This window comes from Streptomyces showdoensis (assembly GCF_039535475.1).
Lineage (GTDB): Bacteria > Actinomycetota > Actinomycetes > Streptomycetales > Streptomycetaceae > Streptomyces > Streptomyces showdoensis.
This window is the reverse complement of record NZ_BAAAXG010000026.1, coordinates 2,892,188-2,905,014: the sequence shown is the minus strand read 5'-3', so window position 1 is coordinate 2,905,014 and position 12,827 is coordinate 2,892,188. Positions and strand designations below refer to the sequence as shown.

General features: G+C 73.8%; 10 protein-coding genes. 3 read left to right on the top strand and 7 right to left on the bottom strand.

The features are described 5' to 3' along the window. The first annotated feature begins 44 nt into the window (after nucleotides 1-44). Together ABD981_RS26160 and pepN are read left to right on the top strand one after the other, a co-directional pair. Nucleotides 45-1,061 carry an aspartate-semialdehyde dehydrogenase gene (locus tag ABD981_RS26160; protein ID WP_046907241.1) on the top strand — a complete coding sequence of 339 codons (1,017 nt, stop codon included), beginning with the start codon at nucleotides 45-47 and terminating at the stop codon, nucleotides 1,059-1,061. 154 nt (nucleotides 1,062-1,215) lie between these two features. Then, a complete protein-coding gene (gene pepN / locus ABD981_RS26155) occupies nucleotides 1,216-3,792 on the top strand; it encodes an aminopeptidase N (RefSeq protein ID WP_046907240.1) in 2,577 nt (858 codons plus the stop codon). Between the two features lie 68 nt (nucleotides 3,793-3,860). Here the strand turns inward: pepN and ABD981_RS26150 are convergent, their stop codons facing one another. From ABD981_RS26150 to ABD981_RS26130, 5 genes are read right to left on the bottom strand one after another with little or no spacing between them, the layout of a single operon-like run. Next, nucleotides 3,861-5,570: an FG-GAP-like repeat-containing protein gene (locus ABD981_RS26150; protein ID WP_123954380.1), complete on the bottom strand. Its 1,710-nt coding sequence runs from the start codon at nucleotides 5,568-5,570 to the stop codon at nucleotides 3,861-3,863. Nucleotides 5,571-5,617: 47 nt separating this feature from the next. After that, on the bottom strand, nucleotides 5,618-6,754 hold the full coding sequence (alc, locus tag ABD981_RS26145) for an allantoicase (RefSeq protein ID WP_046907239.1): 1,137 nt from the start codon (nucleotides 6,752-6,754) through the stop codon (nucleotides 5,618-5,620). A gap of 60 nt (nucleotides 6,755-6,814) precedes the next feature. Beyond that, a complete protein-coding gene (locus ABD981_RS26140) occupies nucleotides 6,815-7,744 on the bottom strand; it encodes a LysR family transcriptional regulator (protein ID WP_046907238.1) in 930 nt (309 codons plus the stop codon). 10 nt (nucleotides 7,745-7,754) lie between these two features. After that, on the bottom strand, nucleotides 7,755-8,717 hold the full coding sequence (locus ABD981_RS26135; protein ID WP_046907237.1) for a DMT family transporter: 963 nt from the start codon (nucleotides 8,715-8,717) through the stop codon (nucleotides 7,755-7,757). A 5-nt stretch (nucleotides 8,718-8,722) separates the two neighbouring features. Then, nucleotides 8,723-9,724 carry an EamA family transporter gene (locus ABD981_RS26130; protein ID WP_046907236.1) on the bottom strand — a complete coding sequence of 334 codons (1,002 nt, stop codon included), beginning with the start codon at nucleotides 9,722-9,724 and terminating at the stop codon, nucleotides 8,723-8,725. Nucleotides 9,725-9,848: 124 nt separating this feature from the next. Here ABD981_RS26130 and ABD981_RS26125 point away from each other — a divergent pair, with 124 nt between their 5' ends. After that, the gene (locus ABD981_RS26125) at nucleotides 9,849-10,370 is read left to right on the top strand and encodes a MarR family winged helix-turn-helix transcriptional regulator (RefSeq protein WP_046907235.1); all 522 of its coding nucleotides are present in this window, start codon (nucleotides 9,849-9,851) and stop codon (nucleotides 10,368-10,370) included. A 97-nt stretch (nucleotides 10,371-10,467) separates the two neighbouring features. Here ABD981_RS26125 and ABD981_RS26120 read toward each other — a convergent pair whose 3' ends face one another. Beyond that, nucleotides 10,468-10,698, bottom strand: coding sequence for a hypothetical protein (locus ABD981_RS26120; RefSeq protein ID WP_046907234.1), 231 nt, complete (start codon nucleotides 10,696-10,698; stop codon nucleotides 10,468-10,470). A 20-nt stretch (nucleotides 10,699-10,718) separates the two neighbouring features. Continuing rightward, nucleotides 10,719-12,827, bottom strand: a complete 2,109-nt coding sequence (gene malQ, locus ABD981_RS26115) for a 4-alpha-glucanotransferase (protein ID WP_046907233.1) — start codon at nucleotides 12,825-12,827, stop codon at nucleotides 10,719-10,721.

Below are 12,827 nucleotides of genomic sequence, written 5' to 3'. Positions count from 1 at the left end.
CATGGATCCGGCAGCACCCTGCACATACGTACGGAGGAGTCCCCGTGAAGGTCGGAATCGTCGGAGCCACCGGTCAGGTCGGCACAGTCATGCGCAGGATCCTGGCCGAGCGGAACTTCCCGGTCGACGAGCTGCGCCTCTTCGCCTCCGCCCGCTCCGCCGGCTCCGTCCTGGACGGCGTCACCGTCGAGGACGCCGCCACCGCCGACTACACCGGCCTGGACATCGTGCTCTTCTCCGCGGGCGGCGCCACCTCCAAGGCCCTCGCCGAGAAGGTCGCCTCCCAGGGCGCCGTCGTGATCGACAACTCCTCCGCCTGGCGCAAGGACCCCGAGGTCCCGCTGGTCGTGTCCGAGGTCAACCCGCACGCGATCAAGGACCGCCCCAAGGGCATCATCGCCAACCCGAACTGCACCACGATGGCCGCCATGCCGGTCCTCAAGCCGCTCCACCAGGAGGCCGGCCTGGTCGCCCTGGTCGCCACCACCTACCAGGCCGTGTCCGGCTCCGGTGTGGCCGGCGTCGCCGAGCTCGACGGCCAGATCAAGGCCGTGGCCGAGGGTGCCGCCGGGCTGACCCACGACGGCGGGGCCGTCGACTTCCCCGAGCCGGGCGTCTACAAGCGTCCGATCGCCTTCAACGTGCTGCCGCTGGCCGGCGCGATCGTCGACGACGGCTCCTTCGAGACCGACGAGGAGCAGAAGCTCCGCAACGAGTCCCGCAAGATCCTGGAGATCCCGGAGCTCAAGGTCTCCGGCACCTGCGTGCGCGTCCCGGTCTTCTCCGGCCACTCGCTCCAGGTCAACGCCCGCTTCGAGCGCCCGATCAGCGTCGAGCGCGCCTACGAGCTGCTGAAGGACGCCGAGGGCGTCGAGCTCTCCGAGATCCCCACCCCGCTCCAGGCCGCCGGCAAGGACGCCTCCTTCGTGGGCCGCATCCGCGTCGACGAGACCGTCGACCACGGCCTCGCGCTCTTCGTCTCCAACGACAACCTGCGCAAGGGCGCCGCCCTGAACGCGGTGCAGATCGCGGAGCTGGTCGCGGCCGAGCTCAAGGGCTGATGCTCCCGGCCGAAACCGGTACGAACGGCATCTAAGGGCGGCCATCCGTGGGATGGCCGCCCTTCGCTTGTTCGCCCTGGGAAATGCGCCGTGCGTCGCCGACACACCCCGTGGAAGGATGGCCCAAACGTCACGAAACCGAGGAGTTGACCGGGTGCCTGGCACAAACCTGACCCGTGAAGAGGCGGCGCAGCGGGCGAAGCTGCTGTCCGTGGACGCGTACGAGGTCGACCTCGACCTCACCGGTGCGCAGGAGGGCGGCACCTACCGGTCCGTCACCACCGTCCGCTTCGATTCCGCCGAGGCCGGGGCCGAGACCTTCATCGATCTCGTCGCCCCCGCCGTCCACGAGGTCGTGCTCAACGGGCACGCCCTCGACGTCGCCGCCGTCTTCCGGGACTCCCGGATCGCGCTCCCGCGCCTCGTCCAGGGTCGCAACGAGCTGAAGGTCGTCGCCGACTGCGCGTACACCAACACCGGTGAGGGCCTGCACCGGTTCGTCGACCCGGTCGACGGCCAGGCCTACCTCTACACGCAGTTCGAGGTGCCGGACGCCCGCCGCGTCTTCGCCTCCTTCGAGCAGCCCGACCTCAAGGCGACCTTCCAGTTCACCGTGAAGGCCCCGTCCGGCTGGTCGGTCATCTCCAACTCCCCCACGCCGGAGCCCAAGGACGACGTGTGGGTCTTCGAGCCGACCCCGCGCATCTCCACGTACATCACCGCGCTGATCGTCGGCCCGTACCACTCGGTGCACTCGACGTACGAGGGCCCCGACGGCCAGGTCGTGCCGCTGGGCATCTACTGCCGTCCGTCGCTGGCGGAGTTCCTCGACGCGGACCACATCTTCGACGTGACCCGCCAGGGCTTCGGCTGGTTCCAGGAGAAGTTCGCGTACGACTACCCGTTCGCCAAGTACGACCAGCTGTTCGTGCCGGAGTTCAACGCGGGCGCGATGGAGAACGCGGGCGCGGTCACCATCCGCGACCAGTACGTCTTCCGCTCGAAGGTGACGGACGCCGCGTACGAGCGCCGCGCCGAGACCATCCTGCACGAGCTCGCCCACATGTGGTTCGGCGACCTCGTCACCATGGAGTGGTGGAACGACCTGTGGCTGAACGAGTCGTTCGCCACCTACACCTCGGTCGCCTGCCAGGCCTCCGTCGAGGGCACCCGCTGGCCCAACGCCTGGACCACCTTCGCCAACGCGGAGAAGACCTGGGCCTACCGCCAGGACCAGCTGCCGTCGACGCACCCGATCATGGCGGAGATCAACGACCTGGAGGACGTGCTCGTCAACTTCGACGGGATCACGTACGCCAAGGGCGCCTCCGTCCTGAAGCAGCTCGTCGCCTACGTCGGCCAGGACGAGTTCTTCAAGGGCGTGCAGGCCTACTTCAAGGCCCACGCCTTCGGCAACACCCGTCTGACGGACCTGCTGGGCGCCCTGGAGGAGACCTCCGGGCGTGACCTGAAGGCCTGGTCGAAGGCGTGGCTGGAGACCGCCGGCATCAACGTGCTGCGGCCCGAGATCGAGACCGACGAGAACGGCTCCATCACCTCCTTCGCCGTCCGCCAGACCGCCCCGGCGCTGCCGGCCGGCGCCAAGGGCGAGGCCGTCCTGCGCCCGCACCGGATCGCGATCGGCTTCTACGACCTCGACGCGGCCGGCAAGCTGGTCCGCACCGAGCGGGTCGAGCTGGACATCGAGGCGGCCGAGCTGACCTCCGTGCCGCAGCTCGCGGGCAAGACCCGTCCGGCGGTCGTGCTGCTCAACGACGACGACCTGTCGTACGCCAAGGTCCGCCTCGACGAGGTGTCCCTGAAGAACGTCACCGCGCACCTGGGCGACTTCACCGAGTCCCTGCCGCGGGCGCTGTGCTGGGCCTCGGCCTGGGACATGACCCGGGACGGCGAGCTGGCCACCCGCGACTACCTGGCGCTGGTGCTCTCGGGCATCGCCAAGGAGACCGACATCGGCGTGGTCCAGTCGCTGCAGGGCCAGGTCAAGGCGGCCCTCGACCTGTACGCGGCGCCGGAGTGGCGCGCCGAGGGCCTGGCCCGCTGGGGCGCCTTCTCCCAGGAGCAGCTGCGCGCGGCGGCTCCCGGCAGCGACCACCAGCTGGCCTGGGCGCGGGCCTTCGCGGCCACCGCCCGCGAGGACGCCGAGCTCGACGTGCTCGCCGGTCTGCTCTCCGGTGACGTGACGGTCGACGGCCTCGCCGTCGACACCGAGCTGCGCTGGGCGTTCGTGCAGCGGCTCGCGGCGACCGGCCGGTTCGACGAGCCGGAGATCGCGGCGGAGCTGGAGCGCGACCGGACCGCCGCGGGCGAGCGCCACGCGGCGACGGCCCGCGCGGCCCGTCCGACGGAGGCGGCGAAGGCCGAGGCGTGGGCCGCGGTCGTCGAGGGCGACACCCTCGCGAACGCGGTGCAGGAGGCCGTGATCGGCGGCTTCGTGCAGGCCGACCAGCGTGAGCTGATCGCCCCGTACACCGAGAAGTACTTCGCCTCGATCAAGGGCATCTCGGAGACCCGCAGCCACGAGATCGTGCAGCAGATCGTGGTCGGCCTCTACCCGTCGCTCCAGGTCTCGCAGGCCACCCTGGACGCCACGGACGCCTGGATCTCCGCGAACGACCCGGCCCCGGCGCTGCGCCGTATGGTGACCGAGTCCCGCGCGGGCGTCGAGCGCGCGCTGAAGGCGCAGGCGGCGGACGCCGCTGCCGCCTGACGGCTCGGATGACGGAAGAGGGGCCCCGGACCGGTCACGGTCCGGGGCCCCTCGCCGTGGCGGGCGGGTCAGCTCAGGTGCGTGAGCCACTGCCAGCCGCCGGTGCCGATCGTCGTCGGGAGGCCGAGGCCGGTCGCGGTGCCCGGCAGGAGCTCCAGGTTCTCGGCCGTGCCCGCGGTGCGGGTGGTCCACAGGTCCGGCAGGCCGTCGCCGGTGACGTCGCCGGGCGAGACGACCAGGCGCCGGTCGGCGACGGTCCAGGGGCCGCCGGTCGGCGGCGTCGGGTCGGCGGTGAGCGGGGCCGCGCCCTGGCTCACGTACCGCTTGATCTCGCCGGTGGCGCGGTCGCGGCCCCAGACGTCCGCCTTGCCGTCGCCGGTGACGTCGCCGGGCAGGATCACGTCGTAGCCGGCCCATTCGGCGCCGCCGACCTTGACGGCGGCCCGGGGGGCGAAGGTGGGCTTGCCGTCGACGGCCGGGCCGCCGCGGTGCAGCCAGAGGCCGGTGGTGCTGCGGGCGAGCACGTCGGGCAGGCCGTCGCCGTCCACGTCGCCCGCGGCCAGCGGGAGGACGCCGCCGTTCGACCAGCCGGTGGGGCGGCCGCCCATGGCGATCCGGGCGCCGAGCTCTCCGTTGACGGTGTTCGGGTAGACCCACAGCTCGTCGCCGATGCGGGCGAGGACGTCCTCGCGGGCGTCGCCGGTCCAGTCGCCGCGGTGGCTGACGGCGGCGCCGGCCCAGCCGGTGCCGATCTGGCGCATGCCGGAGACGGCTCCGGTGCCGGTGCCGGGGTAGAGGCGCAGGGCGCCGTCGTCCTTGACCGCGAGGAGGTCGGGCCGGCCGTCGCCGGTGAGGTCGCCGGGCCGGTACGTCGGGTACGCGGCGGCGCGCAGCAGCTTGTGGTCGGAGAGCGCGGTGGTGCCCTCGGGTTCGGGTTCGAGGGCGTCGGCGCGGACGGTGCGGAAGTCGCGGGCGGTCAGGAAGACGTGGTCGAACTTCTTGCCGGAGGCGACGGTGGGCTCGCCGGAGTGGCAGGTGGTGGCGTGGGCCGCCGCGCAGGCCGGGGTGAAGTGGTCGACGTCGTTCTCGTCGGCCTCGATGAGCGGGCCGGTGCCGGGCAGGCCGTTGCGGACCGGGTCGAGCATCGGGTCGTAGGTCTGCTCCGTACCGGCGTTGAAGTCGCCGCCGAAGATCACCGGGAGTCCGGCCGCCCAGGTCTCCGCGTGGGCGAGGGCCTCGGCGGAGCCGTTGTCGGGGGTGATCTTCTGGTCCAGGTGGACGTTGCAGACGAGGGTGGGCCGGCCGTCGACCGGGCCGCGGGCGCAGAGGACCGGGCGGGGCTCGGTGCCGGGGGTGGTCAGGTTGGCGGTGTAGCGGTCGACCGCGCCGGCCTTGGCGAAGACGCCGAGGCCGAAGCCGTTGTCGGTGCCGCCCCAGGCGCCGCAGTTGGGGGTCTTCGTGGCGAAGCCCCAGACGGCGGTGTAGCCGGCGTCGGCCAGTGCGTCGCGCACCGCCGTCCACTGGGTGAAGCACAGCTCCTGGAGCATCAGGGCGTCGGCGTCCCAGGCGAGGGTCTGCGCCTTGACCTTGGCGGTCCAGGTGGGCAGGTCCAGTGCGCTGCGGCAGGTGGGGGAGGCCCCGCAGACGTTGTAGGAGATGACGCGCGTCGGCGGTGCCGTGGCCGGGTCGACGAGGTCGGCGGCGGCCGGTCCCGCGGTCGTGAGGACCGCGGTGACCAGCAGCGCGAGCGCGGCCATCGCTCTCTGGAGAAGTCTCATGCCCGAGAGCCTAATGATCGTTTGCCGTGGACCTGCCAGGTGGCCCGTCAGCCGGTCAGCCGCGCGTAGCGGGCCCGGAGTTCCGAGGCGCCCCGGTCCGTGAGGCTGCCGTGCAGCCGCATCCGGGCGACGCCGCCGTCGGGGAAGGCGTCGAGCCGGACGTGGGTGACGACGGCCCGGGCGGGGAGCGTGAAGCGGTGCAGGGTGTCGGGCTGGAGGCGGGTGCGGGGGATGATCTCGAACCACTCGCCGGCTCCCGAGGGGTCGCCGTTGCAGCCCTGGAGGGCGATCCAGCCGGCCGAATTGCCCTTGAGGTAGGCGGTGTCGATCTCGACCGCCCGTACGGCGCCCTGGGCGGCGAGCCGGAAGCGCACCCAGTCGTTGGTGCCGCGGACCCGGCGGCGGCGGTTCTCCCAGCCGTCGTCCATCTTGCGGGAGGTGCCGGGCAGGATGATCTGGGTCGGCGAGGAGTAGAAGCGGTCGGAGGCGTCCTCGTACACGCCGCCGTTGAGCACGGAGGCCAGGTCGAGGGTGCCGAGGGCGTCCAGCCACTCGGGGTCGGGGACGACCTCGCCGTGGACCCGCAGGCGGGCGATGCCGCCGTCGGGGTGCTGGCGGAGCCGCAGGTGGGTGTAGCGGCGCTCGGCGGTGACGGTGAAGCCGTTGGCGGCGTGGCCGCGGACCGGGGTGGGCGGGACGAGCTCCTCCCAGGTCGCGTCCAGGAGCTCCTCGGGGCCGGGCGTGCCCTCGACGGCGGCGGCCTGGACGCTCACCCGCTGCGGGTAGTTGCCGCGGAAGTGGGCGGTGTCGACGACGATGCCGCGGATGACGCCGGGGGCGCCGAGGCGGACGATCGCCCAGTCGTGGTCCTCGGGGGCCGGGAAGGGGTGCTCGGCGTCGGCGCCGCGGCGGCGGCGGGTCTCCCAGCCGTCCATGATCTTGCCCTTGTGGCCGAAGTGCTCGGGGTCGAAGACGGCCCGCTCGCGGACGAGCAGGTTCTCCCGCTCGGCGAAGAACTCGTCGTTGGCCGCGACCACGCCGGCGCCGAGCCGGCGGTCGGCGAGGTCGACCAGCTCGGTGTACGGGAAGTCTCCGGTCCGGTAGTCGGCGTAGGGGTCGCCGCCCGCGTAGGGGGCGGCGTCGTTGGCGTGCGGGTCCTGGGCGGTGGCGTGGTCGAGGCTCATGCGTTCGACTGTGCCGCCGGGGCCTTGCCCGGGTCCATCGAATGTTTCCGACGTCGCCGTTCAGTTCTGCTGAAAGGTTTCCCGGGTCTCCCGCTGCGCGGCGGCCTGCCGCAGCGCCGCCAGGACCCGGGCCACGGCCGGCCCCTCCTCCGCCCCGCGGCGCACCGCCGCGACGACGTGGCGGCGCGGCTGGTCGGCGGAGAGCACCCGCATGACGACCCCGGTGCGGCGCTCGGCGGCGGCCATCCGGGGGACCAGGGCCACGCCGAGACCGGCCTCGACCATGGCGAGGATCGCGGTCCAGCCGGCCGCGCTGTGCGCCTGCTCGGGGACGAAGCCGGCGGCCTCGCAGGCGGCGGTGGTGATCTCCGACCAGGGACCCGATCCGCCGTAGATCCAGGGCTCGGCGGAGAGGTCGGCGAGCCGCAGCCCGGGCGCCTCGGCGAGCGGGTGCCCGGCGGGCAGGGCCACGTCGAGCGGGTCGGCCGGCAGCGGGACCCGGCTGTACTTGGGGTCGCGGGCGGTGGGCGCGTGGGCGGCGAGCGAGAGGGCCAGGTCGACCTCGCCCGCGGTGAGCAGCTCGTACGCCTCGGCCGCCTCGGCCTCCCGGATCCGTACGTCGAGCCCGGGGTGCGCGGTGCGCAGGGCCTGGACGGCGGGGACGACGAGGGCGGGCACGGCGGTGGAGAAGGCGGCGACCCGCACCCGCCCCGCCTCGCCCCGCAGATGGGCGTCGAGTTCGGCCTCGGCCCGCTCCAGCTGGGCGAAGACCGCCTCGGCGTGCCGCAGCACCAGGTGCGCGGCGTCGGTGAGCCGCACCCGGCGGCCGTGCGCCTCCAGGAGCTGCACGCCGAGTTGCTTGGAGAGGTTGGTGAGCTGCTGGGAGACGGCCGAGGGGGTCATCCGCAGCGCCTCCGCGCTCGCGGTGACGGTGCCGCGGTCGCGGAGGGTGCGGAGGATCTGGAGCTTCTTGATGTCCCACTCGGTCATGGGGCGCAACCTACCTGGGAGTCCCCCCTGCGCGAGGCCCGGAGCTCGGGGCGGAGGCGAGGGCCACTCCGCCGAGGATGAGCGCCATGCAGGCGACGCCGAGCAGGCCGAGCCGTTCGCCGAGCAGCGCGTACGAGAGGAGGGCGACGCAGACGGGCTGGAGGTAGTAGACGACGCCCGCGCGGGCCGCGCCGATGAGGGAGACCGCCTTGTTCCAGGCGAAGAACGCGACGGCGGAGGAGAGCACGCCGACGTAGAGGAGGGGTCCGACGGTGCCGGTGCCGACGGTGAAGGCGCCCTGGACGGCGAGGGAGACCGCGTACGCGGGGGCGAGCATCAGCGCGCCGAACAGGAAGGTGGCGAAGAGGAAGGCGAGCTGGTCGATCCCGGCGGGCTTGCGCTTGAGCAGGGCGCTGTACGAGGCGAAGGACAGGGCCGCGGCGAACATCCACAGGTCCCCGGCCGAGAGGTCGACGGCGAGGGAGCCCTTGCCGACGAGCAGCAGCACGCCCAGCGCGGCGACCAGCGTCCCGAGGACGCGGCGGACCCCGAGGCGTTCGCCGCCGAGCCGGGCGTAGCCGGCCATGAGCACCGGGGAGGCGGCCATGATCATGCCCATGGTGGAGGCGGAGGTGGTCAGCCCGGCCTGGTGCACCAGGGTGTTGTAGAGGGCGACGCCGAACAGCGAGGCGAGGGCGACGAAGCCGAGGTGCCGGCGGATCGTCCGGCGCCGGCGCCAGAACGGGCGGGCGGCGAACGGGGCGACGGCGAGGAGCGCGATGATCCAGCGCCAGAAGACGGCCTGGACGGGCGGGACGCCGTCGGCCATGTCCCGGGTGGCGACGAAGCTGCCGGACCAGACGACGGTGGCGAGCAGGGCGAGCAGCACACCGAGGCCGGCGCCCTTCGCGAGCTTCCTCGCGGGCGCCGGCCTCTCGGTGGGGTGGCGGACGGTGATCGTGGTCGGTGTCATGCGGCTTACCGTCGCACCGCCGAACCCTCCAGGTCCATCGAAACTTCCTGACCGTTCTGTTCAGCAGAGCTGAACGATTCAGTGGTCCCGGGGGCTGCCTCCAGGGTGGCCTCGGCAGCGGCCTCGGCTGCGGCCTCCTTCTCCGTCCCGGCGGTGCGCGGCCCCATCTGGGCGACCAGGGTGGCGCCGAAGGCGATCACCATGCCGAGCAGCTGCACCGGGCCGAGCGCCTGGCCGAGCGCGGCCCAGCCGATGACGGCGGCGGTGATCGGGGAGAGCGGGCCGAGCAGGGTGACCGAGGAGGCGCTCAGCCGCTCGATGCCGCGGAACCAGAGGAAGTAGGAGATCGCGGTGTTGCCGAAGGCGAGGTAGGCGTAGCCGGCCAGGTTGGTGCCGGTCAGGGCGGGCGGGGCGCCCTCGACCAGGAAGGCGACGGGCAGGATGATCAGACCGCCCGCGGTGAGCTGCCAGCCGGTGAGGGCGAGCGCGCCGACGCCCTCGGGGCGGCCCCAGCGCTTGGTGAACACGGTGCCCGCGGACATCGAGAGCGCGGAGAGCAGCCCGGCGACGACACCGATCGCGTCGAGCGCGGCTCCGGCCTTGAGGACCACGAGGCTGACGCCGAAGGCGGCGGTGATGGCGGTGAGCAGCCCCTTCACGGTGGGCTTGTCGCCCAGGAAGAGGGCGGCGAGGCCGACGACGAAGAGCGGGCCGACCGAGCCGACGACGGCGGCCACACCGCCGGGCAGGCGGTAGGCGGCGAGGAAGAGGAGCGGGAAGAAGGCTCCGATGTTGAGGGCGCCGAGCACCGCGGACTTCCACCACCAGGCACCCTGCGGCAGCTTGCGGGTGAGGGCCAGGAGCAGCAGCCCGGCCGGCAGGGCGCGCAGCAGACCGGTGAGGAGCGGCCGGTCGGGGGGCAGGAACTCCGTGGTCACGAAGTAGGTGGAGCCCCAGGAGATCGGGGCGAGCGCGGTCAGTGCGACGGTTGCGGCCTTGCGGGACATGACAGGTTCCCCCCTGGTCGGGTCGGCGGGCCGATCGGCTTGCCGGTAACTAACTTAGCACTAAGCTACTTACTTGCAAGTGGCTTTCTTGCCATCGAGTCAGCGAAGAGGGGAAACTGAGGTCATGGAGAAGCAGACACCCGCCCCGGGGCCCGCCCACGACGCCGTCGACGCCATCGCCGATCAGTGGGCCGTCGTGCGCCCCGACCTGGACACCCTGCCGATGGCCGTCTTCGGGCGGATCTACCGGCTCGCCGGCGCCATGCGGGGCAAGGTGGACAAGGCGTACGCGCCGTACGGGGGGATGTCGCTCGGCGAGTTCGACGTGCTCGCCACGCTGCGGCGCTCCGGGGAGCCGTACACCCTCTCACCGCGCCAGCTGACCGCCACCCTGATGATCACGACCGGCGGGATGACGGGCCGCCTGGACAAGCTGGAGCGGGCCGGGCTGATCACCCGCAGCCCCGACCCGAACGACCGGCGCGGACTGCGGGTCACGCTCACCGAGGAGGGCCGCGCCCTCGTGGACCAGGCCGTCGGCGCCGGGCTCGCCCAGCAGCGCGCGGCCGTGGAGGCGGCGCTCACCCAGGAGGAGTCGGAGCAGCTGGCGGCCCTGCTGCGCAAGCTGCTCGCCACGACCGCCTAGAACGCCGGGCGTCCGGATTCCCGGCGCCCGGACGCATGCGAGGGCGCCGCCCGGTACCTCGTACCGTGCGGCGCCCTCGTGAAGGAACGGGTGGGGCTTACGCCTTCTTCCTGGACTTGTCGAGCACCATCACCAGGCCGCAGATCACCAGGAAGAGCACCAGCGGTGCGGCGACGAACAGGCCGAGGGTCTCGGCCACACTCAGCTTGGGGGCCGGGTCGTCACCGTCGTCGCGGGTGAGCGCGAGCGCGGGGGACGACATGAGCAGCATCATCAGCGTCGTACCGGCCGCGACAGCACCGGCGCGCAGGGCGTTCTTCTTGTCCACGGTGCAAAAGTAGCGAACACCTAAACGGACCGCGCGCCCGGGGGTGCCGTACGGGCCCCGAGCTCCTCCGCGAGCACCCGCAGCAGGGCGTGCGCGCGGGGCGAGGCGGCCAGTTCCTCCAGGGTCAGCGGCTGTCCGTCGGGGCCCGCGACCGGCAGCCGCCAGTTGGGGTACTGGTCCCAGGTGCCCGGCAGGTTCTGCGGCCGGCGGTCCCCCACCGCGTCCGGCAGCCACACCCCGACCATCCGCGCCGGGGTGGCGGCCAGGAAGCGGTGGAAGGCCCGGATCTCCGCGGCCTCCTCGCCCGGCCCCTCCGGCAGCAGTCCGAGCCGCTGCAGCAGCCCCAGCCACTCGGCGGTCTCCGCGGCGTCCCTGGTCCGCTCCCGCTCCAGCTCGCCGGTGAGCAGCCCGAGCCGGTGACGCAGCGCCACATGGGAGCCGGAGAGCCGGGCGGCGGTGGAGGGCAGGTCGTGGGTGGTGGCCGTGGCCACGCAGTCGGCCCGCCACGCCTCCGGGGGCAGCGGCCGGCCGGTCCCGGCCCAGTCCCGTTCGAACCAGAGCACCGAGGTGCCGAGCACCCCGCGCCGGGCGAGGGCCTCCCGCACCCCCGGCTCGACCGTGCCGAGGTCCTCGCCGACGACCGCGGCCCCGGCCCGGTGGGCCTCCAGGGTGAGGACGGCGAGCATGGCCTCGGCGTCGTACCGGACGTAGGTCCCCCCGGTCGGCTCGCCGCCCTCGGGCACCCACCAGAGCCGGAACAGACCCATGACGTGGTCGATCCGCAGCGCGCCCGCGTGCCGCAGCAGTTCGCGCAGCAGACCGCGGTACGGGGCGTAGCCCTCGGCGGCGAGCACGTCGGGGCGCCAGGGCGGCAGGCCCCAGTCCTGGCCGCGGGCGTTGAAGGCGTCGGGCGGGGCGCCCACCGACATGCCGGCGGCGAAGACGTGCCGCTGGGCCCAGGCGTCGGAGCCGTCCGGGTGGACGCCGACGGCCAGGTCGTGGACGATCCCGACCGCCATCCCGGCCTGCCGGGCGGTGTCCGCGGCGGCGGCGAGCTGGCCGTCCGTCAGCCAGGCGAGCCGGCAGTGGAAGTCGACCCGGGCGGCGAGCTCCGCGTCGGCCCGGACCGCCGCCTCGGCCGTCCGCGGGTCGCGCAGCCCCTCGGGCCAGCGGCGCCAGTGGTGGCCGTGCCGCTCGGCGAGCGCCTGGTAGGTGGCGTGGTCCTCCAGGGCGCGCCCGCGCTCGGCGAGGAAGTCGCGGTAGGCGGCGCGGCGGCCGGGGCCGAGCTCCACGGTGTGGACCAGTTCGAGGGCCCGCCGCTTGGCCTCCCACACGGCGTCCCGGTCGATCAACGCGCCCTTGCCGAGGACCCGTTCGCGCAGCTCCGCCGCGTCGGCGAGGACCCGGTCGAGCTCCTCGCGGCGGGCCGGGTCGACGTGCGCGTACTCGGGGACGTCCTCGATCCGCAGGTGCACCGGGTCGGGGAAGCGGCGCGAGGAGGGGCGGTACGGGGAGGGGTCGGTGGGCGCCCCCGGCACGGCCGCGTGCAGCGGGTTGACCTGGACGAAGCCGGCGCCGTGCGTCCGGCCCGCCCAGTCGGCCAGCTCGCGCAGGTCGCCGAGGTCGCCCATGCCCCAGGAGCGGGTGGAGAGCAGCGAGTAGAGCTGGACCAGCAGTCCGTGGGCCCGCCCCTCGGGCCCCGGCGCGTGCGCGGGCGCGACGATCAGGGTGGCGGTGCAGCGGCGCCCGTCGGGGGCCTCGGCCGCGAGCCGGTGCACGCCGAGCGGGAGGCCGCTCCAGTCGGGGCCCTTCCCGGCGGCCCCGGCGGGTCCGGTGACGGTCGTCCCGTCCTCGGTGGTCACCGCGAGCCGGGTGCCGGGCAGCAGGCCCAGGTCCGGGCGGGCGGGCCCGTCCTGCCAGTGGACGAGGGTCGGCGGCAGGAGCCGCTCGCGGGCGGCCCGTTCCGCCGCGCCGAGCGCGGCGGCGACGGCCTCGGGCGTGGACGCGTCGACGTCCAGGGCGCGCAGGACGGCCACCACCGTGGCCTCGGGCACGGTGACCGTGACGCCCTCGGAGGGGGCGTACGCGGTGGCGACGCCGTGCAGTTCGGCGAGACGGGCCAGGGTCAC